The sequence below is a fragment of the Actinacidiphila oryziradicis genome (genome assembly GCF_005047355.1).
GTDB classification, from domain to species: Bacteria; Actinomycetota; Actinomycetes; order Streptomycetales; family Streptomycetaceae; genus Actinacidiphila; species Actinacidiphila oryziradicis.
Genome location: NZ_SUMC01000033.1, coordinates 1 through 22,089 on the forward strand (window position 1 = coordinate 1; position 22,089 = coordinate 22,089).

General features: G+C 68.6%; 16 protein-coding genes and 3 pseudogenes. 5 read left to right on the plus strand and 14 right to left on the minus strand.

What is annotated here, in order from left to right; genetic code table 11:
- Positions 1–545 (plus strand): UTRA domain-containing protein (locus FCI23_RS29150; RefSeq protein WP_136726935.1); only part of this gene is annotated, 545 nt, incomplete at its 5' end.
- Between the two features lie 301 nt (positions 546–846).
- On the opposite strand, the pseudogene FCI23_RS63900 reads toward FCI23_RS29150, so the two are convergent.
- Positions 847–951, minus strand: a pseudogene (locus FCI23_RS63900) (AsnC family transcriptional regulator); the annotation flags it as partial.
- A 121-nt stretch (positions 952–1,072) separates the two neighbouring features.
- Between FCI23_RS63900 and FCI23_RS29160 the strand changes: the two are divergent.
- Positions 1,073–1,309 (plus strand): AzlD domain-containing protein, encoded by a 237-nt coding sequence (locus tag FCI23_RS29160; RefSeq protein ID WP_136727015.1) that lies wholly within the window; start codon positions 1,073–1,075, stop codon positions 1,307–1,309.
- A 724-nt stretch (positions 1,310–2,033) separates the two neighbouring features.
- On the opposite strand, the gene FCI23_RS29165 is transcribed toward FCI23_RS29160, so the two are convergent.
- The 9 genes and pseudogenes from FCI23_RS29165 to FCI23_RS60230 all read right to left on the minus strand — a co-directional run.
- Entirely contained in the window at positions 2,034–2,678 is a 645-nt protein-coding gene (locus FCI23_RS29165) for a peptide deformylase (protein WP_136726936.1), read from the minus strand.
- A gap of 79 nt (positions 2,679–2,757) precedes the next feature.
- Positions 2,758–4,008 (minus strand): SGNH/GDSL hydrolase family protein, encoded by a 1,251-nt coding sequence (locus tag FCI23_RS29170; RefSeq protein WP_246144135.1) that lies wholly within the window; start codon positions 4,006–4,008, stop codon positions 2,758–2,760.
- A gap of 384 nt (positions 4,009–4,392) precedes the next feature.
- Positions 4,393–5,673 (minus strand): SGNH/GDSL hydrolase family protein, encoded by a 1,281-nt coding sequence (locus tag FCI23_RS29175; RefSeq protein WP_136726937.1) that lies wholly within the window; start codon positions 5,671–5,673, stop codon positions 4,393–4,395.
- 39 nt (positions 5,674–5,712) lie between these two features.
- The gene (locus tag FCI23_RS29180) at positions 5,713–8,142 is read right to left on the minus strand and encodes a glycosyl hydrolase family 95 catalytic domain-containing protein (protein ID WP_211265511.1); all 2,430 of its coding nucleotides are present in this window, start codon (positions 8,140–8,142) and stop codon (positions 5,713–5,715) included.
- A 119-nt stretch (positions 8,143–8,261) separates the two neighbouring features.
- Positions 8,262–10,166 carry an alpha-galactosidase D gene (locus FCI23_RS29185; RefSeq protein WP_136726939.1) on the minus strand — a complete coding sequence of 635 codons (1,905 nt, stop codon included), beginning with the start codon at positions 10,164–10,166 and terminating at the stop codon, positions 8,262–8,264.
- Between the two features lie 121 nt (positions 10,167–10,287).
- On the minus strand, positions 10,288–11,163 hold the full coding sequence (locus FCI23_RS29190; RefSeq protein WP_136727017.1) for a carbohydrate ABC transporter permease: 876 nt from the start codon (positions 11,161–11,163) through the stop codon (positions 10,288–10,290).
- 44 nt (positions 11,164–11,207) lie between these two features.
- The gene (locus FCI23_RS29195) at positions 11,208–12,143 is read right to left on the minus strand and encodes a carbohydrate ABC transporter permease (RefSeq protein ID WP_246144137.1); all 936 of its coding nucleotides are present in this window, start codon (positions 12,141–12,143) and stop codon (positions 11,208–11,210) included.
- Positions 12,144–12,172: 29 nt separating this feature from the next.
- Positions 12,173–13,486 carry an ABC transporter substrate-binding protein gene (locus tag FCI23_RS29200; protein ID WP_136726941.1) on the minus strand — a complete coding sequence of 438 codons (1,314 nt, stop codon included), beginning with the start codon at positions 13,484–13,486 and terminating at the stop codon, positions 12,173–12,175.
- An 8-nt stretch (positions 13,487–13,494) separates the two neighbouring features.
- A pseudogene (locus tag FCI23_RS60230) lies at positions 13,495–13,721 on the minus strand (sugar kinase); the annotation flags it as partial.
- A gap of 432 nt (positions 13,722–14,153) precedes the next feature.
- On the opposite strand from FCI23_RS60230, the gene FCI23_RS29215 reads away from it, so the two are divergent.
- Complete coding sequence (locus FCI23_RS29215; RefSeq protein WP_136726942.1) at positions 14,154–16,340, plus strand: alpha-galactosidase; 2,187 nt, start codon at positions 14,154–14,156, stop codon at positions 16,338–16,340.
- A gap of 258 nt (positions 16,341–16,598) precedes the next feature.
- Here the strand turns inward: FCI23_RS29215 and FCI23_RS29220 are convergent, their stop codons facing one another.
- Both FCI23_RS29220 and FCI23_RS29225 read right to left on the minus strand, forming a co-directional pair.
- A complete protein-coding gene (locus FCI23_RS29220; RefSeq protein WP_211265504.1) occupies positions 16,599–18,317 on the minus strand; it encodes a glycoside hydrolase family 27 protein in 1,719 nt (572 codons plus the stop codon).
- 64 nt (positions 18,318–18,381) lie between these two features.
- Positions 18,382–18,615, minus strand: a complete 234-nt coding sequence (locus FCI23_RS29225) for an SGNH/GDSL hydrolase family protein (RefSeq protein WP_136726944.1) — start codon at positions 18,613–18,615, stop codon at positions 18,382–18,384.
- Between the two features lie 440 nt (positions 18,616–19,055).
- On the opposite strand from FCI23_RS29225, the gene FCI23_RS29230 reads away from it, so the two are divergent.
- Positions 19,056–19,484: a putative quinol monooxygenase gene (locus FCI23_RS29230; protein WP_211265505.1), complete on the plus strand. Its 429-nt coding sequence runs from the start codon at positions 19,056–19,058 to the stop codon at positions 19,482–19,484.
- Between the two features lie 483 nt (positions 19,485–19,967).
- Here FCI23_RS29230 and FCI23_RS29235 read toward each other — a convergent pair whose 3' ends face one another.
- The gene (locus FCI23_RS29235) at positions 19,968–20,699 is read right to left on the minus strand and encodes an SDR family NAD(P)-dependent oxidoreductase (RefSeq protein ID WP_136726945.1); all 732 of its coding nucleotides are present in this window, start codon (positions 20,697–20,699) and stop codon (positions 19,968–19,970) included.
- Between the two features lie 663 nt (positions 20,700–21,362).
- Positions 21,363–21,806, minus strand: coding sequence for a cyanase (cynS, locus tag FCI23_RS29240; protein WP_136727019.1), 444 nt, complete (start codon positions 21,804–21,806; stop codon positions 21,363–21,365).
- A gap of 106 nt (positions 21,807–21,912) precedes the next feature.
- Between cynS and FCI23_RS64635 the strand changes: the two are divergent.
- Positions 21,913–22,071, plus strand: a pseudogene (locus FCI23_RS64635) (IS256 family transposase); the annotation flags it as partial.
- Positions 22,072–22,089 lie beyond the last annotated feature (18 nt).

Below are 22,089 nucleotides of genomic sequence, written 5' to 3' on the forward strand. Positions count from 1 at the left end.
TGGAGTCCATGGCGAGGGGCGGCCACGCGGTACGGCAGACGGTCCTCGACGCCCGCCGGGTCGACCCCGCGACCGCCGAAGCGCCTCCTCCGGACCCGTCAAACGGCCGACCATCCTTGGCGCGATCACGGCCCGACAGCCACGGGGCACCGACGGAGCTTCACGTAACGGGCGAGCAGTACCACTTCCCCGACTTCCCCGGTGCCGTCATGGAGTACCGCTATATCCGCTGGGTCGACGAGCTGCCATGGTCGGTGTCCTTCGCCGCTATTCCTGCGGCGCTCGCCCCACCGAGCTGGGATGGAACCAACAGCCTCTTCGCCGCCATGTCCGCCGCCCACGGCGTCGAGGTTCTGCGCGACGATCGCTGTTTCTCGGCGGTCCCGGCCAAACCGGAGGACGCCGCATGGCTGGAGGTGCAGGTGGGAACACCACTGCTCCTGCTGAGGGGGACCAACAGCAACACGCAGGGGCAGGCCGTCGCTCATATCGTCCACCGCATCCGCGGTGACCGGGCCGAGTACGCCGTACGCGTCCCCCACTGAAATCCGGCGGACCCCAAGGACGGACAGCACCGGGTTCGGCCCCGGCCCGGAACCGGCGCTGCTGGATCCGGGGATCTCCCGGTTCGAGATGGGGACCACCCTCACAACCGCCGGCGCCATGGCCGAGCCGGACCTGAGCGGCGTGCGGGATCGTCGCTCCGCAGATCATCACGGCGCGCCACAGCCACGAGGACGCGTTCCTGACGGCCTTCGGGCTGAGTTGCGAGCGCCGCACCGTGACCCAGTCAGTGACCCCGTCCACCTCGGGGTTGATGCGGGCCCGGTAGCCGGTGACGATCCCGGACTCCTCCAGCCGCTTCACCCGCCGCAGGCACGGAGGAGGCGTCGGGCCGACCCGTTTGGCCGGCCCGACGCCGGTCAGCCGCCCATTGCGCTGGAGCCTGATGACCCGCTACGCCGCCACACGGAGGAAAACCGCCCGTGCCGGACACCTGCTACCTGCTCACCGCGGTCGCCACCACCGTCACGATCACCTGGGCCCTGTGTGCCCCTCCCCGGTCGGCGTGATGGTCATCCTCACCGTCTACGCCCTGCGTACCTTCACCCCGCACGTCCCCGACACGGCGTGGCCGACCCTCCTGGCTCTCGTCTTCACCGTGGCCCTGCACTTGTGGCGGCGCAACGTGATGTTGTCCGTCCTCGGCGGCACCGCCGACCACGTCGCCCTCGCCGGCACCCTCTTCGCCTCTCCTGAGGAATCTTGGGAAACGCGCTGCGGGGCGGTCGATGTGACGGGGCGTTGAGCGCTGCTCAGCATCGCTGCTTCGGCGGGCTGAGGGCGGCACGATGCGGGGGGCACCAGCGCTGCTTGAGTCCGGCGGCGGTGCGTTCGCCGAGCGCGCGCCGACGGTGTCGGATTCGGCTGCGCGGTATTCCGCGGTTGTCGAGGTCGTGCACCGTGGCGGGATGCTCACGGGTGCCGGGCGTTAGCCGGTTGCCGGCCCGATGCGGGCGCTGCCCGTTGCAGTGCCGCTGATACGCGGTCGCGACTCGTGGAGGATGCCGCCCAGTCGATCTTGTCAACGTAGGCAGTCCCAACCTCGTGGCGGGGGAAGGCCGTTCCTTGCCATAAGGGCAGTACGCGCGTCGACTGGCGGCCCTGGCTGCGCCGGCCGGGCCGCAGACGGGGCTTCCTGGCCGGGCGGCTCGCAGCGCGTATCCGCCCGCTACCCGGCGCAAACGCGCCCGCGTCGCGCTGTCCGGACGCCGCGCCGCGCGGCTGCGCGGGCAGTGGGGCGGCGGTGAGGCGGCCAGGCTGCTGCCGGCCTGTTCGGAGGAGGCCGTAATCAGGCTGCCGGCCGTCGCACTGGTGGCGGCCCTCGGTGGCCGGCTCGGCCGGCCTGGTCAGTGGCGGACCGTCCTACCCTCACTGCGGCGGCACCCCGAAGGTGCGACCTGCGGGTTTTGTCGGTGACGACAAGCCCGCAGGATGCGTTCATGAGACACGTGACGGCAGAGTCGACGGTGTCACTCCGGCATGGTGAAACCGAGTTCGGACGCGGCCGTTTCGGGTGTGGGCTGCGACCAGCGTTCGACGAAGGCCTGCGTACCGGCCAGGGAACGGGTCTCGGCGAGGTCGAGATAGAGCGTGCCGAAGAGGTGGTCGGTCTCGTGCTGGACGATCCTGGCGGGCCAGCCGGTGAATTCCTCGTCGATCTCGCTCCCGCTGCCGTCCTGCCCGCGCAGCCGCACCGTCTCGTGGCGGGCGACGACGGCCTGCCAGCCGGGAACGCTGAGGCAGCCCTCGTAAAACGCGGCCCTTCGCGGGCCCACGGGTTCGTACACGGGGTTGACCAGGACGCGGAACGGCTGGGGCGCGCGGCCGCGCGCCTGCCGTACGTCGTCCGCCACCTCGGCCGGGTCCTCGATGACGGCCAGCCGCAGCGGGATGCCGGCCTGCGGCGCCGCGAGCCCGACGCCGGGTGCCGCGTGCATCGCCTCGCGCAGGGCAGCCACGAGCCTGCCGAGGCGTTCGTCGCCGAGCTGCCCTTCATAGGTGGCGGCCGGACGCCGGAGGACGGGATCGCCGGCGAGGACGACCGGGAGTGGTCGGGGCCCTTCGAGGAGGCCGTCGACGAGCGCGGTGAGTTCGCTGATGGGGAGTCTGGACATGGCTCCACCTTCCCAGACGGCGGGCGCCCGGGAAGGTGGAGGGTGCAGCGGGACCTCGGACGAGGTGCGCGGTCCTGGCTCAGCGGTCGCACCGCAGAGCGGACAGATCGACAGCGTCGGCCATCGCCTGCATGCCCTTGTCGTTCGGGTGGAGATGGTCGCCGCCGTCGAAGAACGGCATGATCTCCTGCTGGTCGTACGGATTGCGGGTGATCTTGTCGAAATCCGTCACGGCGTCGAACTTGCCGCTGTTCCTGATCCAGTCGTTGACGCCCTGGCGCACGGCCTCGCCGGCGGCGTCGTACTCGTACCAGCCCTTGTACGGCATGACGGTCGCGCCGACGACACACTTGCCCGCCGCGTGCGCCCGGTCGATGATCTGCTGATAGCCGGCGATCATGTCGTCCAACGTGACGCCGGTGTGGGCCTTGATGTCGTTGATGCCTTCGAGCAGGAACACCGTGCTGACCCCGGGCTGGGAGAGCACATCACGCTGCAGCCTGTTCAGCGCGGCCTGCCCGGCGCCGTCCGCCAGTACCTTGTTGCCCGAGATGCCCTCGTTCGCCACTCCCTTCACAGTGATGCCGGACGCGGCCTGGAGCCGCCGGGAGAGATAGTCGGGCCAGCGGCGGTTCTCGTCCGTGGTCGAGGCCCATCCGTCGGTGATGGAGTCACCGAAGGTCACCACCGAGCTGACCGCCTTGGATGTCTGCACACTGACGGCGTCCAGCCAGTACCAGGAGCCCATTGGATCGGTCCAGTTGGCCGCGCCCTCCTCGGCGGCGTGGTTGCCCGCGGTCGCGTAGTTGGTCTGCATGGCCATACCGTGACCGGTCGTGGGTCCCTGGGCGCCCGTCACATAGAGGCTGACGACCAGATTGCTCTGGGCGGCCAGCTTCCCGGGCAGCGGATCGCTGAGCACGGTCTCGCCTGCCGGGACGGTGACGGACGCGGCCCCGGCGAACGTCAGCTGACGGTTGGTGCCGTGGACCAGCTCCGCGCCCTGCTTCTGCAGCCCCGCGTACGCGCTCGCGAAGGTCACCGGGTGGTCGCCGAAGGCGTTGGACAGCCGGATACGCATGTCCGTGCCGCCGACGCTGGTGCGCACGATCAACCGGTAGCTGCGGTCGGCGGGCCCGGCGCCCTGCCGGTCGGCACTGGCGCCCCAGGTGACCACGGAGTGCCCGGCCGGGGTCGCCGCCGCGGCCGCCCTGCTCTGCGTCCGCACCTGTGCTTCCGTCTCCGTCGGGGCCTGCTGCTGCGCCTGCGCCACCGACGAGGCGGTCAGGGGTCCGCAGACCGCCACGATCAGCGCGGAGACAACACCCACCGCACGGCGCCGGTATGAGGAACTCTCAGGCGGGGAGGTGTCACGGGGTGGACCTGACGCGGTGCGGGCCATCGCGCATAGGGGAACTCCGGGGCCAGTGGATTGCTACCGGACAGTAGCATATCGGGGTCCTGCCGTACAGCGTCCCGAGGCCGAACACTCGACCTGCTGTTCGTGAACGCCGGTCTGACGCGCTGAGTACCGTTCGAGACCGGCACCCGCAGGGCCGCTTCATCCCTGAGCGCGGCGGGTTTGTGGCGGTCGGATCCGGCGGGGGAGTGCCCTCAGCGCCGCTTCGCACACTGCCCGGAAACGGAACGGTGGCGCCCGCGAGCCGTTCCGGGCTCGTGGGCGCCACTTTAGAGGGGCCGGTGCCTGCGCGCGTCAGATGCGCAGCAGCCGCAGGTCGATCGCGTCGGCCATCACCTTCATGCCCGCGTCGTTGGGGTGGATGTGGTCGCCCGAGTCGTAGGCCGGGTTGAGGGCGGCCGGGTTTGCGGGGTCGCGCATGGCCTGGTCGAAGTCGATGACCCCGTCGAAGGCGCCGCTGGTGCGGATCCACTGGTTGACGCTCTGGCGGAGGGTCTCGGCGGCGGGCGTGTAGTACCCGTTGCCCTCGTCAGGCATCAGGGTCGCGCCGATGATGTTGACGTGGGCGGCGTGTGCCTCGTTCATCAGGGTGCGGTAGCCGTTGATGAGGTCCTGGGCGGTCAGCGGTGCGCCGCTGGGACCGGCGTTGTTGCCGATGTCGTTGATGCCCTCGAAGAGGATCACGTCCTTGACTCCTGGCTGGCCGAGGGCGTCGTGGCCGAAGCGCTTAAGGGCGCTGACGCCCTGCCAGAGGTAGGGGACGTCGGTGAGGACGCGGTTGCCGCCGATCCCGGCGTCCACAACGCTGAGCTTCTGCGGGCTGGGCTCGGCGCCCAGGCGCCGGGCGAGGAAGTCGGGCCAGCGGGTGTAGGTGCCAGTGGACGAGTGATAGCCGTCCGTGATGGAGTCGCCGAAGGCGACCACCGTTCCCTTCGCGGTCGGCGAAACCACGTCCAGTCCTGCCAGGTAGTACCACGAGGTCGTGCTGGAGCCGAACGCGTCCGCGCTGTCGTCGCCCGCATGGTTGCCGGGGGCTATGTAGGTGGTGTCAAATGCGTCCGAGTGCCAGGTGGAGGCGCCGGTGCTGCCGGGCACGTAGAGGCTGACGAGCACGTTCTCCCCGGCGCTGAGCGAGATCGGGATGATGTCGCTGATCGCCTGCTGACCCGCGGGGATGGTGATCTGGCCGGAGTGACCAAACGTCACGTTCAGGGTGGTCCCGCTCACGGCGGTTCCACCGCTTGCCTGGACGGCGATGTCCACGGCGCTGACGTTGAGCGGGGTGTCGCTGTACCGGTTCGAGAGGGTGATGCGTGCGCCGGAGCCGGCGACACTGCTGTGGGCCACCATCCGGATGGTCTGGTCGTCGAAGGCCGGGCCGGCGGTGGTCATGCTGGGCGACCAGGCGCTCACCCGGGTCCCCGTGCCCTGCGGCGAAGCCGCGGCGCTGCCCGCCGCATGCGCGGTGCCGAGCGGCACGACGGACAGGGCCATGCCCGCCAACGCGGCGGCCACGGACACCAGTGCTCTGCGCGGCAGGCAGTCCACCCGCGGACGTCGTGTCTTGTGGAACATCGTTGTCTTCTCCACTCTTCTCAACTCGTCCGGCTGCTCTCAGAGGTTCCGCAGCGTGACGGACTGACCGGGCATGACGCTGACCTGTCGCGGACTCCCATTGGCGAAGACGGTCGTGGCACGGCCGCCGACGCTCGTCAGCGTGGCCTGGGTGACCTTGCCGTTCTTCCAGCTGATGTCGGCGACGAAGCCGCCGCGGACGCCCACGCCGGATACCGAGCCGGATGCCGCCCAGGCGGCGGGAAGCGCGGGCAGCAGCTCGAGGTGTCCCGGCCGCGAGTAGACCAGCATCTCGATGATCGCCGAGGGGGTGCCGAAGTTCGCCTCGATCTGGAAGATGCCGCGGCCCTGCCCCATATCCATGATGTCGAAGAGGTTCGACGCGCTGCCGTTGCTGCCGCCCACCGACGGCTTCAGGTTGTTGACGACGAGCTGGTACGCCTTCTCCGCGTTCTTCAGCCTCGCCCAGCACAGGCTGCGCCAGGCGTTGGCCCAGCCGTAGCTGTTCATGCCGCGCGCGGTCAGGAGGGCCGTCGCGCCGTCGAGGATGTCCTTCGGCGTGGAGTCGTCCGGGCGTATCCGGTCGCCGGGGAAGAGTCCGATGAGCGGGGAGAGGTGCCGGTGCGTGGTCTCGCCGAGGTTGTCGGGCGACATCCACTCCTCCAGCCAGCCGGTCGTGGGGCTGACCACGGGCAGGTACAGGCGTTCACGCAGACCGTCGACGGTCTTGGCGTAGCCGGCATCCTTGCCGAGCACGTCGGTCGCGGTGTGGTAGTTGCCGAAGAGGTTCCACACCAGTTCCTGGGCGTAGGTGATGCCCTTGGCGTCCAGTGGGCCCTGCTCGGGCGACCAGTCGCTGTCGGCGATCAGGACCTCGCGCGAGGCTCCGGACGCGTCGGTGACGGTCGTGGTGATGAGGCGGGCCTCCCAGAACTCAACGGCGCCCTTGAGGAGGGGGTAGACCTTGTTGAGGTAGGCGCGGTCCTGGGTGTACTCGTAGTGCTCGAACAGGCTCTGGCAGAGCCAGGCGTTGCCGGCCGGGTGCCACCACCAGCCGCCTCCGCCGTAGGGGTTGGTGGAGATGGCCACCGTCCAGCCGGCGATCTTGCCGCTGGAGTTGCGGTACCTGTTGGTGGAGTCGTTGAACAGCCGCTGGGTGACGTCCGTCCAGGCGGGGAGCTGCGCGAGGCAGTAGTCCGCGAAAGCGTCGAAGCAGCCGGACAGGCCCGCCCGGTCGGCCATCCAGTAGTTCATCTGGATGTTGATGTCGGTGTGGTAGTCGCCCATCCAGTCCGGGTCGTTGCCGTCCAGCCACGGGCCCTGGAGGCCCATCGGCAGGCTGCCCCGCGATCCGGAGATCATCAGGTAGCGGCCGAACTGCAGGTAGGCGGCCTCGAGTTCCGGGTCGGGGACGTTGTCCCGGTAGCGTGCCTGCACCCGCTCCCAGGTGTCCAGTTCGCGCTGCGCGGCGGAGGAGGTGCCGAGGTTGATGTCCAGCTGTCCGAACACGGCGCGGAAGTCAGCGACATGTGTGTGCAGCAGAGTGCCGGCCGAGTGGCCGGCCGCGCCCAGGACCTTGGTCCTGGCGAGGCGCTCCGGGTCCACGGACGGGTCGCGGAACTTCGCTGCCGCGTCGGGCGCGTAGTTGGTGCCGCCGCTGACGACGACGGTGAGGTCCTTGCAGCCGCTGAAGGAGATCGACGTGCCGCTGACGGCGACCTTGCCGGTGCTGCTGTAGGCGGTGACGGCGGCGCCGTACTTCAGGCCGTTGGCGAAGGAGGCGCCGAACGACGCGTAGCGCCCCGCGCTGTTGGCGGTGGTGGTCTCGCCGTGGGTGCCGGCGAGGGAGACGGTGCCGGTGTAGGTGCCGCTGCCCTGCTGGTCGAAGTACAGGACGATGGTGTCGTCGGGGAGGCTGGCGAAGACCTGCCGCCGGTAGGTGACGCCGGAGATGTCGTACGAGGCACTGACCAGGCCTTGGGCCAGGTCGAGGGAGCGGCGGTAGTTGTTGACGGAGCCCAGGTCGTGGTCGGGGATGTCGACGGTGAGCTTGGCCAGCAGGGTCAGGGAGCCGAAGTCGCTGCGGCCGTAGGGGAACTGGCCGTCGCTCTGCAGCGTGTCGTTGAGACCGCCGGTCCACAGGGTGGCGTCGGTGATCATCAGAAGTTCGCTGGAGGGGTCGTTGCTCGCGAGCGCCCCGAGGCGCCCGTTGCCGACCGGCAGGCCCTGCTCGATCATCGAGTTGGAGGAGCCGGGAGCCTGCCACCACAGCTGGTTCTTCGCGGCGTCGGCCGCGGACAACATGGGAGAATCGGTGGGGCGGAGCGGGGCCGCCGAGGCGGTGAAGGCGGGCAGGCCGCCGAGTGCGGTGCCCACGCCGGCAGCGGCGGCGAGAGCGAGGAAGCCCCTGCGGCTGGGGCGGTTGTCGCGTGATTCGGTGTGCTGGATGTCCACGGTTGTGCACTCCATTTCCGGGAACGGCGCGTGCGGGGAAGACGGCTGCGGACCGTCGGCGTATCGTCGGAAGAGCACTCGATGAGCATGTGGGGCGGGGCCCAGGTCGTGTGACTGGGCCCCGCGGGGCTACGTCAGACGGACTGCGGTACGTCGATCTTGTCGATGTCGGGTGCGTATCCGCTGCTGCCGCTGTCGAAGGTGATGGTGTTGGAGCCCGCCTTCAGGGCCAGCTGGACGCTGACGGTGTCGACCGTGCTCCAGTCGCCCGTGGAGGGGAATTTCAGGCTGGTGCCGTTACCGCTGTTGGAGTAGACGGTCACCGAGCGGGGGTCGCCGCTGACGTAGGCGACGTTGACGGTGTAGATCCCGTCCTTCTTCACCGTGATGTCGTTGAACTGCAGCTTGCCGCCGAGGTAGAGGTTGCCGACCTTCAGATTGTCCGAGCAGGCGGCGCAGCCGACGACGGAGGCGCCACCGCTCAGGGTGTTGTTCGGGGACTCGGCCTCGTAGCTCGTGGTGGCCAGCTGGCTGCCGCCGGGCTTGATGGTGAACAGCCGCGAGCCGTGCGCGGGCAGCTCCTCAGTGATCTTGTTCTGGTAGTTCCCGAGGTCCTGCTTGTTCCACAGGTCGCGTACGGAGGCGTGGCCGGTGAACCCGAAGGATGCCCAGTTGGCGGTGACGGAGGCCGGCGAGTCGGCGAGGTTGAACAGGGCGACGGTGTAGCTGCCGTCGGAGTTCTTGGTGCCCCAGACCTGCTGGTTGCCCACCGGGGTGACCGGACGTGCGACGGGCGAGGTGTTCTGGTCGGCGGCGATGACTTCCTGGTTGGTCAGCAGGGAGACGCCGTAGCTGTCCAGCTTGGTGAGGTCGTCACCGGTGAACAGAGGCGACTTGTTGATGGCCCACAGGGTCATGTAGCTCTGCCGCTCGGCCTTGGTGAGGCCGTCCATCGCTCCGTTGCCGACGTCGATCGCGTCGAGGTCGTTCCAGCCGCCGGGGCCTGCCTTGTTGCTCCACGCGGGGGCGTCGTTCCATCGGTCGTTGACCGAGTTCTCCCAGGTGACAAGCGTGTTGCAGTAGCACTCGACGTCGGTTTCGATGCGCCAGCCGTTGGAGTACTGCTTCCAGTCGGCGGCGTGGGCGATGTCGAGCGACCAGGAGAGCTCGAGGTGGATCGGGCGCCCGGTGGCGGCGATGGCCTTGTGCCAGGCGGCGACGTCGGCGACGTTGTTGTAGTTGTCACCGGACTTGAACGAGCCCGGGCCCACACCGTCCAGCTTGAGGAAGTCGTAGCCCCAGTCGGCGAACATCTGCGCCTGCGAGTCGATGTACTTCTGCGCGCAGGGGTTGTCGAAGTCCAGCTTGTAGGAGCTGTCCCAGCCGTTGGTGGTGCGCAGGTCCGGGTAGACGACGTCGGCGGTGGTGCAGCCGGGGGCGTTCCAGATCGGCACCTTGCCGTCGCCGTATGCCCCCTTCTCCAGGCCGACGGGCAGGTAGATGCCGGCCTTGAGGCCCTTGGAGTGGATGTGGTCGGCGACCGACTTCATGCCGCTCGGAAAACGGACCGGGTCGGGCGTCTGCCGACCGTACTGGTCGTAGCCGGGCTTCCAGTTGTTGTCCATCCACCAGCCGGCGTCGATGTTGACGTAGTCGTAGCCGTACTGCTTCAGCTTGGAGGCGAGGGCGTCCGTCTGCTTCAGGACGTTCGCCTCGGTGAGGTAGCTGTAGTTGCCGTTGGGGTTCAGGCCCGGATAGCTGGAGGACTGCATGCTCCAGCTGGACCAGCCCATGTACGGCTTGGCGGCGATGCCGGAGGTGGCGTCCGCGGCAGTCGTGGTCGTGGTCGAGGCCTTGGCGGACGCGGCCGTTGTGGAGGCGGCCGTTGTGGAAGCGGTGGCGGCGGCCTTGGCGGGGGCGGCGGCGGTGACGGCCGTCGCGAGACCCGCGGTGACGGCCAGGACCAGCATGGCTCTTATGGTCCGGCGCGCGAAGCCGGCGGGGGCTCCGGGCAGGGCTTGGTACGAGGATGACCGCATGGGTCGGACCTCCTGTTGTCGGGTCACGGGGATAACGCGGTGGAACCGGGCAGGGGACGTGCGTTCCGGACGCCGGGGGGCCGGCCGGTCGCGGTGACCGTCGGGACGTCGGGGCGGCGGCTCAGCCCTTGCCCGAGCCGATGGTGAGACCGCTGATGAACTGGCGCTGGAGCGCGAAGTAGATCAGCAGCGTGGGGATCGCGGTCATGAGAGCACCTGCCGCGATGAGGTTCGGGTTGGTGAAGTACTGGCCCTGCAGGTTGGCCAGGGCCGAGGTGATCGGACGCTTGTCACCCGTCTGGATCAGCGCAAGGGACCAGAAGAAGTCGTTGTAGATCCAGATGGATTCCAGGGTCGCGAGCGCCGCGAACGCTGGGCGGCACAGCGGCAGTACGATCTGGACGAACTGGCGCCACGCCGGGGCACCGTCGACGAGAGCGGCCTCGGTGATCTCTTTCGGGATCGTCTTCATGTAGTTGCTGAGCACGAAGGTGCAGAAGCCGCACTGGTAGGCGATGTGAATGAAGATGATGCCCCAGAGCGAGTTGTAGACAAGCAGGGAGTCGCTCATCCACGGCGGCAGAGGTATCAGAAGGTACAGCCGGTACAGCGGTGTGATCAGCACCTGTGCGGGGATCAGATTTCCCGCGGTGAAGAGCATCAGCAGCACGACGTTCCAGCGGAAGTCGAACCGTGAGACGAAGAAGGCCACCGCCGCGGCGAACAGCAGGGTGCCGAGGACCGCCGGAATGGTGATGAGCACCGAGTTCCAGAAGAAGTGCGGCATCCCGGACTGACTCCAGGCGTCCGAGAAGTTCTGCAGGCCGATGCTGTGCGGCCAGGACAGATAGCCGTGCTTCGTGGTGTCGGAGTAGGGCCGCAGGGAGGTGTAGACGGCCCACAGCAGCGGGACGAGCCACAGCAGCGCGATGCTGCCGAGCATGATGTGGCGTCCGGTCTGCCGCCTCGGCCCCCTGCGGGCGCCGGCGGTAGGCATGAGCGGGGTACGTGACCGGCGAACCGGCGGCGTGGCGGTCGCGGTCACTGGTCCTCCTTGCGGAATGACTGGAAGAGGAAAGTCCCGATCGCGACGAGGGAGACCAGGAGCAGGATGACCGCGAGGGCGGACCCGTATCCGATATGGCTGGACTCACCGATGATGTTGTCGCTGATGAGCAGGGACAGGAGTTCCATGCCGGGCTTGCTGCCGGTACCGCCGCCGAGTACGTAGACGAGGTCGAAGGCGCGCAGGGACTCCATGACGGTGACGACCAGGATGATGATGTTGACCGGCTTCATGGCCGGCAGCACCACCCGCATGAAGGTCTGGCGTCCGTTGGCGCCGTCGAGTGCGGCCGCCTCCTTCAGGGCGGGGTCGACACCCTTCAGCCCCGCCAAGTAGAGGATCATGATGTAGCCGGCGTGCCGCCAGCCGGAAGCGACCAGTACAGCCCACAGGTTGAGGTTGGGATCGCCCAGCCAGTCGATGTGATGGCCGGACGACACGGCACTGATCACACCGTTCAGCAGCCCGTTGTCGGGGTTGTAGATGATCTCCCAGATGAAGCCGACGACCGCCAGGGACAGCACCATCGGCATGAAGATCGCGGTCTGGTAGACCCGGCTGAATCGGATCTTGCGGTCCAGCTGGTAGGCCAGGAAGACACCGAACGGGGTGGGCAGCAGCGCCGTGAACAGCAGCCAGATCACGTTGTGCCTGACGGCCGGCCAGAACGGCGGGTAATTGGTGAAGATCTGGCGGTAGTTGTCCAGTCCGACCCAGTGGATGTCGGACAGGCTGAGGCCGTCCCAGTTGGTGAAGGACAGACCGATGGAGGCCACCGCCGGCAGCCAAACGAAGAACAGCAGGGCAAGCAGCGGGATGCCGACGACAACCGTCAGGAAGAGGCGGTCACCAGGACTGAGCCGGCGCGGACGAGGGTGTGCGCGCGACGACAACCGAAGCACTGTACGCACGGAGGACATGGTGAACCTCTCCAGGGGGATCAGGCCGTGAAGAAGCGCGAGCGCTGCGACTCGATCTTCTTGAGCAGGGCCGAGCCGTCGTCGGGATGGTTCAGCCACTCGGCGAAGCCTGGCTCGACCACGGTGGAGATGAATCCCGGGTCGCTGTCGCGGTCCCCGAACTGGGTGATGTGCTTGGCGCCGGCGATGAGTTCGGCGGACTTCTTCTGCAGGGCGTTGTACGAGCTGGTGTCGGCGCCGGAGTTGACGGCGACGTTGCTCGGGTCGACGCCCATGTAGAGCTTCTCGGCCTGCGCGCTGCCGAGGAACTCGAGGAACTTCGTGGCGCCGGCGGAGTTCTTCGGCTTGCGGCTGAGCATGAAACCGTCGGTGGGCGCCTCGACCGTGTCCTGCCCGTACGCCGGGTCGATCTCCGGGAACGGGAAGAAGTCGATGTCGGAGCGCAGGGACTCGTCGGTGACCTGCTGGCCGAGGAAGAGGCCGATGATCGCCATGCCGGACTTCTTGTCGAGCAGCGACTGAGCGGCGTCCTGCCAGGAGCGGCCGCCCGCGCTCGTCTGGTAGTACGGGGTGATCTCACGCCACAGGTCGATGGTCTTGACGGCGCGCTTGTCGGTCCAGGAGACCTGGCCCCGCATCAGGGACATGTGGAAGTCGTAGCCGTTGGCGCGAAGGTTAAGGTAGTCGAACGTACCGAGGACGGTCCAGTTGTCGCCGCCGCCGTAGCCGGAGGCGATCGGGGAGAGCCCGTCCTTCTTCATCTGCTTTGCCAGCGCCGTGAACTGACTCCAGGTCGTGGGGATCTGGTAGCCGTACTTCTGGAAGACGCTCTTACGGTAGAAGACGGCCCACGGGTAGTTGTAGAGCGGGACGAAGTAGTACTTCCCGTCCTGTCCCTTGGACAACTGCTTGGCCGCGTCGCTGTAGCCGGCGCCTATCTTGTCCCACACCTCGTCGATGGGGCTGGCGAGGCCCTTCTTGGCGAAGTACTGCATGCGGTAGCCGGCGAACCAGGTGAAGACGTCGTCCGGGGTGCCCTGCAGGTAGGTGGAGATGCTCTTCTGGAACGTGTCGTGGTCGACGGTGTTCGTCTTGACCGTGAGCTTGCTGTCCTTCTCGAAGGCGTTCGTCACCGCGGCGTAGGCCTTCTTCGGTGTGGCGTCCGCGCCGTTCGACCCGAAGGTCACCGTCTTCGGGTCGGACGCGGCCCCTCCGCCGCAGGCGGCCAGGGCGGGCATGGCCAGGGCGGCGGCCCCGACACCGAACAGCCCCTGCACCACCCTTCTGCGGTTAGGGCCTGCGGGGGTCTGAGGGCTGCGGCTGTGCAGCGTCATCGCTACTCCTAGTACGTGTCTGATCCGATGAAGGACTGGATCGCGGTGGCCGCGGCCCGCGCGCCCACTCCTCGAAGGGCAGCGGACGTGTCATCACGTCGCACTGCGCGGCGGTGCCGAAGGCGGACGCGCGGGTGCCCTCGGCGAACAGGTCGTATGCGGCCGGGCCCTCGCCGGAGATGATCACTCGCTCCGGACCGGGCATGGTGGCCACGGAGCCGAGGGCCCTGCCGATGTCACGGGTTTGCCCCTGGCCTTGCGGACTCCTCGCATGGCCTCGACGCACCCGTTGTTGACGTAGTGGCAGGCGGGCCTGCGGCCCCGAACCACTGCTCGGCGACCGCCTTGGTGACCGCGGCCGAGGACAGCATGGTGCGCCGCGCTGTCTCGGTCCGGGTGAGCGGGCCGTGGGAGAGCACGGTTGTGAAGACCAGGGAAGCGGCCGGCGTCGTCGCCGGGATTGCCCCATGAGGAGAGGTCGAGCGCATGGCCGGAAACTTAAGGGGGTTCTTTTCCTCTGTCAATGAAAGAAGCAGGCACCTCTTGAAGAACCTTGTACGAGTGCCCTAAACCTGCAAAAGCCAGACCAGAGGTAGGTGTTGACAGCCGATCGAAGGCGCGGTTGGCTGCTCACTGCTCCTGTGGCGCTATCTGAACGTGAGGGTCAATGTCTGCGATCTCCTTCGCCCCGGCCTCCGGGGTCTGGCTGCTCTCCACCGCGCACACGTCGTACGCACTGCGGATCGACGACACGGGAGCGCCCTGCCATCTCGCGTGGGGGCCACGGCTGACCCTCGCGGCGGCCGAGGAGCTCGTACTTCCTCCGGCCGTGGAGATCAGCAGCTTCGAGGGCCGCCCCGCGGCCGGCGAGGAGCTGCCCGTCGACGGAGGGGCCAGGTACGGAGCGCCGTCCCTCCGGGTTCAGTTCGCCGACAACACCCGTGCCTTCGAGTGGGAGCCCGTGGGCCACCGGATCGACGAACCGGCGCCCGGAACGGCCGAACTGGCCCTGGAGTTCCGTGACCGCCACTACCCACTGGCGGTCTCCCTGCACTACCGTGTCTCCGACGACACCGATGTCATCGAGCGCTGGACCGTCCTGCGCAACACCGGACAGGAATCGCTTTCTGTGCTGCGCGGGGACTCGGCCGCCTGGACACTGCCGCCGCGCGACGACTACCGGATCAGCCATGTCACGGGCCAGTGGTCGGCGGAGGGCCTGCTGCACCGGGAGCCGGTACCGCACGGCGAGACCGTGCTCACCAGCCGGCGCGGCATCACCAGCCACCACGCGAACCCGTGGGTGATGCTGGACGCCGGCGACGCCACCGAGGACCGGGGCGAAGTGTGGAGCGCGGCTCTGGCCTGGAGCGGAAGCTGGCACGTCACCGTGCAGCGCACCCCCGACGGACGTACGGCCTTCACCGGCGGAGCCGGGCATGACGGAGCGCCACTGCCGCTCGGCCCGGGTGAGGAGTATGCGACCCCGCGCTACGCCGCCGTGTACACCGACGGCGGCTTCGGCGCGGCGAGCCGCGCCTGGCACGCGCACATCCTGGCCCATGTGCTTCCGTACCCGGACGAGTTGCGCCCAGTGCTGTTCAACTCCTGGGAGGCCACCGGCTTCACTGTCGACGAGACCGGACAGAAAGCGCTTGCAGCACGAGCGGCGGAGCTGGGGGTGGAGCTCTACGTCGTCGACGACGGCTGGTACGGGGCCCGCCGCGACGACACGGCCGGACTCGGCGACTGGGCACCGGCCACCAAGGGCTTCCCCGACGGGCTCGGCCCGCTGGTCGAGGAGGTCCACCGGCTCGGCATGCGCTTCGGCCTGTGGGTGGAGCCCGAAATGGTCAACCCGGACAGCGACCTGTACCGCGCGCACCCGGACTGGGTACTGCACTTCCCGCACCGCACCCGCACCGAGCTGCGCAACCAGCTGGTGCTCAACTTCGCGCGCGACGATGTCGCCGAGTGGGCTTACGGCTGGCTGACAAGGCTGGTCGCGGACAACGGCATCGACTTCCTCAAGTGGGACATGAACCGCGCCTTCAGCGAGGCCGGCTGGCCCGGCCGCGAGAACGGCCAGGACCTGCTGTGGACGCGGTACGTGCACAACCTCTACGGCGTCATCGACCGGCTGCGTGCGGACCACCCGGGGCTGCGGATCGAGACGTGCAGCGGGGGCGGCGGCCGCGTCGACCTGGCCATCCTCTCCCGTACGGACCAGGCGTGGCCGTCCGACAACACCGATGCGGCGGACCGGGTCTCCATCCAGTACGGCTTCAGCCAGATCTACCCGGCACGGACGATGGCGGCCTGGGTGACGGATGTGCCCAATCAGCTCACCGGCCGCTCGGTGCCGCTGCGTTACCGCTTCCACGTCGCGATGGCGGGGGTACTGGCGCTGGGCGGCGATCTGGCGCACTGGACGGCGGAGGAACTCGCCCAGGGCGCCGAGCTGGTGGCGGAGTACAAGAAGGTCCGTCATATCGTGCAGCACGGCACCCAGCACCGGCTGCGCGGTCCCGTCGACGACGCACCGTCCGCCGTGCAGTACACCACCGCCGATCGCCGGGAGGCCTTCGTGCTGGTGTGGCAGCGGGCGCCGCGCCACGGCACACCGCGCCCCGCCCTCAGGCTCGCCGGCCTGGATCCCGCCGCGCGCTACCGGGAAGCCCGTACCGGCGCCATGCATCACGCGTCCGTACTGACCGGGTACGGGATCACGCCGGAGCTGCCGCGCGGGGACTGGTCGAGCACGTCCCTGCACCTGATCAGGGTGGACGACGAGGCGGCGGACGGTACCGGGCGGGCTGGTAAGGCTCCGTTAGGTCCGTCCGGATCCTGGTGAGTGGTATCTGCTCCCTGCGGATCATCGATCCGCAGGGAGCAGGCAGCAGCTCCGCGACGGTGGCGGCGGCCTCCCCCGCCAGGCTCCCGTGCGTATTCAGCCGGCCTGCGGCGGTCCGGGAACCGCCACAGGCCGGCACACTGGGCAACAGGGCCGACCGGCTCACCCGGTCGGCCCAGCCGCTGCCCGCCGCAGCGGTACGGGATCCGCACCAGGGCGCCCGGCCGAGCCGGCCCAGCTCGCGGACGGACTGGGTCCTCAGGAGGGATACGTCCAGAGTTGGTTCGAACCGCCGCCGCAGTCGTAGATGATGACCGGGGTGCCGTCGGCCGTGCCGCCTCCCGCGGCGTCCAGGCAGCGCCCTGACTGCGGGTTGTGCAGCGTGCCGTCGCCGGGCGCCGTCCACTGCTGGGCGCCGGAGTCGTTGCAGGTCCGCAGCTCCACACGGGTGCTGTTCGCGGTGGCGCCACCGATGACGTTCAGGCACTTCCCGAGCGACTGGAAGGTGTTCCCGATGTGGCTCCAGAACTGGTTGGACTGACCGTTGCAGGTGTACATGGTGATGCCGGCGCCGTCGGCGGTGTTGCCGCCGCTGATGTCGACGCACTTCGACCCGATGCCCGTGATCGGCCCGCCGACCGCCGGGGTCAGCCGGATCAGCCGGGAACCGTGAGCGGGCACGCCGCTCGCGGTCCAGCTGCCGTAGGCGGTGCCCAGCTCCGTACGCGAGGCCAGGTCACGTACGGACTGGGTCCCGCTCAGCCCCAGCGAGGCCAGGTCGACGGTGATGTTGCTCGCGCTGGAGCCGAGGTTGTAGACGGCGGCCACGGTACTGCCGTCGGGCATCTGCTTCTTCCAGACCTGCAGCGTGCCGCCGGTGACCTGGGTCGGTATGCGGCCGGCCTGGTCGACTCCGATGACCTCGGGGTTGCTGAGGATGGAGACGGCCTTGCTGTCGATGAAGTAGACATCACCGCCGACGTACAGCGGGGCGGAGGCCATGGACCAGAACGTCATGACGGTCTGCCGCTCGGTGTCGTTCAGCCCGTCCTGGATGCCCGATCCCGTGTTGTTGTTGACGGGCATGGAGTCCAGGTCGGGCCAGTAGTTGGAGCCGACGGAACCCAGCCAGTTCGGCAGGTCGTTCCACCTGGCGCTGACCGAGCTGCTCCAGGACGAGACGGTGTTGCAGTAGCACTCGACGTCGGTGTCGACCCGTACGCCGTTGGCGTAGGGCTTCAACGCGCCGGCTATGGAGACCGGGACCGGCCAGGCACTGGCGGTCAGGTACATCTGCCGGCCCGACTGGTCGATGGCCTGCGACCAGGCGGCGATGTCGGCAACGTTGTCCTGGGTGGTGCCGTCGATCTTGATGAAGTCGATGCCCCAGGAAGCGAACTTGTTCGCGATGGAGTTGATGTAGCTCTGACCGCAGGGCTTGGAGTAGTCGATCTTCCAGTTGGAGCCCCACCCGTTGGTGGCCGTGAGCGGCTGGACGGCGACGTCCTGGGTGTGGCAACTGGTCCCGGCGATGGGGGCGTTCTTGTCGTACGCCTCCTTCTCCAGGCCGATGCCCAGGTAGATCCCGGACTTGAGCCCCTTGCCGTGAATGTATGACGCCAGGCTCGCCATGCCGCTCGGGAAGCGCGCCGGGTCCGGGTCGGGGATGCCGTTGGCATCGGTGTGGAAGTTCCAGCTCAAGGTGGCGTCCCAGCCTGCATCGACGTTGATGTAGCTGTACCCGGCCGACTTGAGGTTGGTGGCCACCGCGTCCGTTGCGTTCTTGATGTTGTTCTCGTTCAGCCAGGCCGTCCCGTATCCGGATCGGGAGGAGGACTCCACGCTCCAGCTGCTCCAGCCCATGAAGGGCTTGGCGGTGAAGTCGCTCTTGGCGATGGCGGGTTGGCCGGGCAGGGCGACCAGGGCGATCGCTGCGATCAGCGTCGCGGGCAGAAGCCTGGCGAGGACGGCTCTCATGTGCACAGGGGACCTCCGGGTGGGGGGTGGGCGCGCTGCTCCGCGGCGCCCGCTGCGGTGGGTCTCAGGCGGTGGTGGTGACTCGGGCGGCCCGCGCCTGGGCGAGCACGCGGTGACCGAACGGCGTCGGGTGGACGCCGTCATGGGCGACGGGATCCGTGGAACCCGCCACGCGTGCGGCCTGGTTCATCAGCCCATCGGCCGGCAGCGCCGCGTCGAACTCCTCGGCCGGGCGCCACGCGCCGAGTTCGTGGCGGACCCGGGCCAGGACATGGCGGTAATCCTCATACGCCTCCACGGACGTCTCCCACAGCGGTCGGCAGGCAAACACGGGCGGGGGGCTCGGACAGGCGGCGAGACCCCAGGGGTGTGCGTGCGCATCACCTTTCATTAGTGCCCCAAAGACACCCCCGGCAAGCCGCGAAGGCGGCGCCCGCGGCAACTTGTCCGGCGGTCACGGCGGCCGTCGACGGCCGCCCTGACCGCCGGGCCCGACGGCACCTTCCGGCGCCAGGACGGCGTACCCGGCGAGCGGGACACCGAGAGCACTCACCACTCCCGCCACCGTTCCGACAAGCGGCGCGAGATCCATAGCCCGTCCCGGGTCGAGCAGCCCTGTATGAAGACCGGAACCCACCAACTGCCGCCAACTGCCAAACCCATCACGGGAATCGTTGGGGCCCTTCTTTTTTGTTTCGGGTTCCGCCTTCGAGATCGAGCACGCCGCTCATCGGAACCTTGAACAAGCACAAGCCGCAGATCCGTATGTCCCCAAGGAGCCGATCACCGCCCAGGAGCTGCCGACTGTGCCGTATAGACGACCACGCGGAGATCGCTGCGCTGGACGGTGAGAATGTCGCAGTCCCACCGCAGAAGTCCCAGTTCCGGATGCCGATGCAGTTTCAACCCGATTTCGCCCGCGCCGGCCTGGACGCCACCTCGGCAGCGGCCAGGGATACGCGCGCCTTCGCCGGCAGCACCGGAGTCCGCGTCATCGTCGACGAAAAGGATCCTGCCCACGTGATCGTCGTCGAGCAGTGGGAGACCGAGTCGCACGACGCGGCCTACCAGGCCTGGCGAGCCGGAGACGGCCTGCCGACCGACATCATCGCGATGCTGGCACGGCCGGCGACGACGACACACTTCACCGTCTCGCTGGACCTTTGAGGACCATGACAATGCACCGGACGACCTGCACCGCATCGCCCCGTTGGCCGCACGAGACCTGCCACCGACACCGGACCCTCGGTCTGACACCGCCCCGGGTGCTCACGCTCACACAGCAGGCACTACGGGCCTGCGCCCGGTACCGGGCACGACCTGGCGACCGGGCGACCTGGCGACCTGGCCAAGAACGTCTACCTCACCGCGCTGACGTCGGGGTTCGCGTCGGCGCCCCGGGCAGATCGCCGGTTCGGTACTCACCGATCCAGGTGAGAGAACCGGCGACGCCCGGGTGCTTGCCTGGGATACCTACCGCCCGCAGCCACCACCTGCCTGTTCCGCGACGCGTGCCCGGCGCGCTCGCCGCCGCATATGCGCGGTGGACCACCCTCGCGCCCCGAGGGCAAAGCAGGCGCGGCTCACTTTGGTCTGCCCGGGTGGCTACGCCGTCCGCCGACGAGTGGCGGCCAGTTGCCCGTTGGGCTGTCAGACGGCGGTGCGGCCACCGTCGACGGGAAGGGTGGCGCCGGTGACGTAGCTGGCGCGGGGGGAGGCGAGGAAGGCAATGGCTTCCGCGATCTCCTCGGGCTTGGCACTGCGGTTGAAAGGTGTGGTGGATCCGAGCTGGGTGATGCGCTCCTCGGAGGCGCCGCCGGTGTAGACGGGGCCGGGAGCGACCGCGTTGACCCGGACACCGCTGGGGCTGAACTCCGCGGCCCAGGAACGAGTGAGGGCGGAGAGGCTGGCCTTGGTGGCTCCGTAGGCCGCACCGCCGGCGAGGCCGATCCGTCCGGCCATGCTGTCGATGTTGATGATGCTGCCGGACCCCTTGGCGGCCATCCTCGGTGCGAGAGCGGCGACCAGGAGGAAGGGAGCGCGGACGTTGGCGGCGAAGAGGGCGTCAAAGGTCTCGGCCGAAAGATCGGCGGTGGGGCCGAACCAGGAGAAGCCCGCGTTGTTGACGAGGATGTCGACGTCACCGGCCTGGCCGATGACGTTCTGCACACCGCTGAGGTCGCTGAGGTCTCCGGCGACGAACCGGGCCTTGCCACCTGCGGCGATGATCTCCTTGACGACGGCCTCGCCGCGGTCTGCGTCGCGGCCGTGGACGAGGACTTCGGCACCCTGGCGGGCGAGCTGCACGGCGGTGGCGCGGCCGATGCCGGACGTGGCGCCAGTGACGAGCGCGGTGAGGCCGTTGAGATCGTTGGCAGACATTAGAACTCCTACACTAGACGGACCGGTCTGTTCTATGCGGCGAGGATAGACAAGTCTGTCTATCGCTGTCAAGCCACGCCGCGAGGCCCCTGCCGGCCCGGATTCCGCCGTACGCCGCAGTCGCCGGGCATACGCGGTAGGAGTCGCGGCCGCATCAGGGCCGTGCTGCGCCGTGCGGGCGGGGACGGAGCCGGGGTCGGTGTCCACGGGATCTCGCACCGTGCGCCCGCGTCACCTCCATTCGACCATGACCAGCGCCGGAGGGGATCATCTGAACCGACCAAAACACCCCACGCGCGCACCGCTGTGGGGCCGGCAACCCTCATCTGTTCAGGTGAGCGGCAAAACCGGTGCGGACCCTACGTTCCAGCTGCCGCGGACACCCGGCGCGCAGTAGCCGCCGAAGTCGTAGAGCGCGGTGGGTCGCCACCGCATTCGGCGACATGACCCCAGCCATGCACCGGCCGAGGCGTAGCGACCGCCCAGCGACGGCGTACACCGACCGTACGGCATGCAGCGGTGCCTCTCCGCAGTCGGTCAGGGCGCCGGCCGGCAACAACCGCCGCGGATGCCGCAGCACAAGTAGTTCGATGTCCTTGGCAGCGAGTCAGCGTGTTATGAAGCCCCGCATGGGTGGCTGCGGCAAGGCAAGACCCGCGCCGCTCACCACTGGTAGGGCAGGAACTTTCCGTTCAGGACAATCTCCACCCGGTCGCCTTCCGGATCGGGAACGCGTTTGACGTCGAGACGGAAGTTGATGGCGCTCATGATCCCGTCGCCGAACTCCTCGTGGATGAGTTCCTTGATGGTCGGTCCGTACACCTGCAACACCTCGTACAGGCGGTAGACGGTGGGATCCACGGGGACCGCGGCGCCCAGCGCTCCGCGGGTGGGCTGCAACTGGAGTGCCTTGACGACGTCCTGGCCAAGTTCCAAGGCGGACGCGGCGGCTTCGGCCTCGGCGGCGCTCATCGGGTGCTGCCCCAGGACGGCGGCCGTCGTCCAGACGACCGGACGGCCAACCGCCTCGGCCAGCTGAGCCCAGGTCACTCCGCGCTCGACGCGAGCGCCGCAGACCGCGTCGGCTGCTTCCTGCTTGGTCATCATCGTGATACTCCCGGTATGTCTTCGATGGTCTTCCGCACCGGTTACAAGCCTCGGGGGCGAGGGGACCGCCAGCGCCGGCACGGCGAACGGGGCCAGGATAGGTGACCAAGGTGCCGGCAGCCGGGCCGCCGGACCGGCCATGCTCTTCAAGCTGATGGAATCCGCCCCGGCCCGCTGGCTGGCGGTCAACGCACCCCACCGCATCGCGCTGGTGCGGGCCGGGTCGGCCTTGGCAGGGTCGGCTTCGGGAGGCAGGACCTTGTAGACGGTTTGGAAGTAGTTG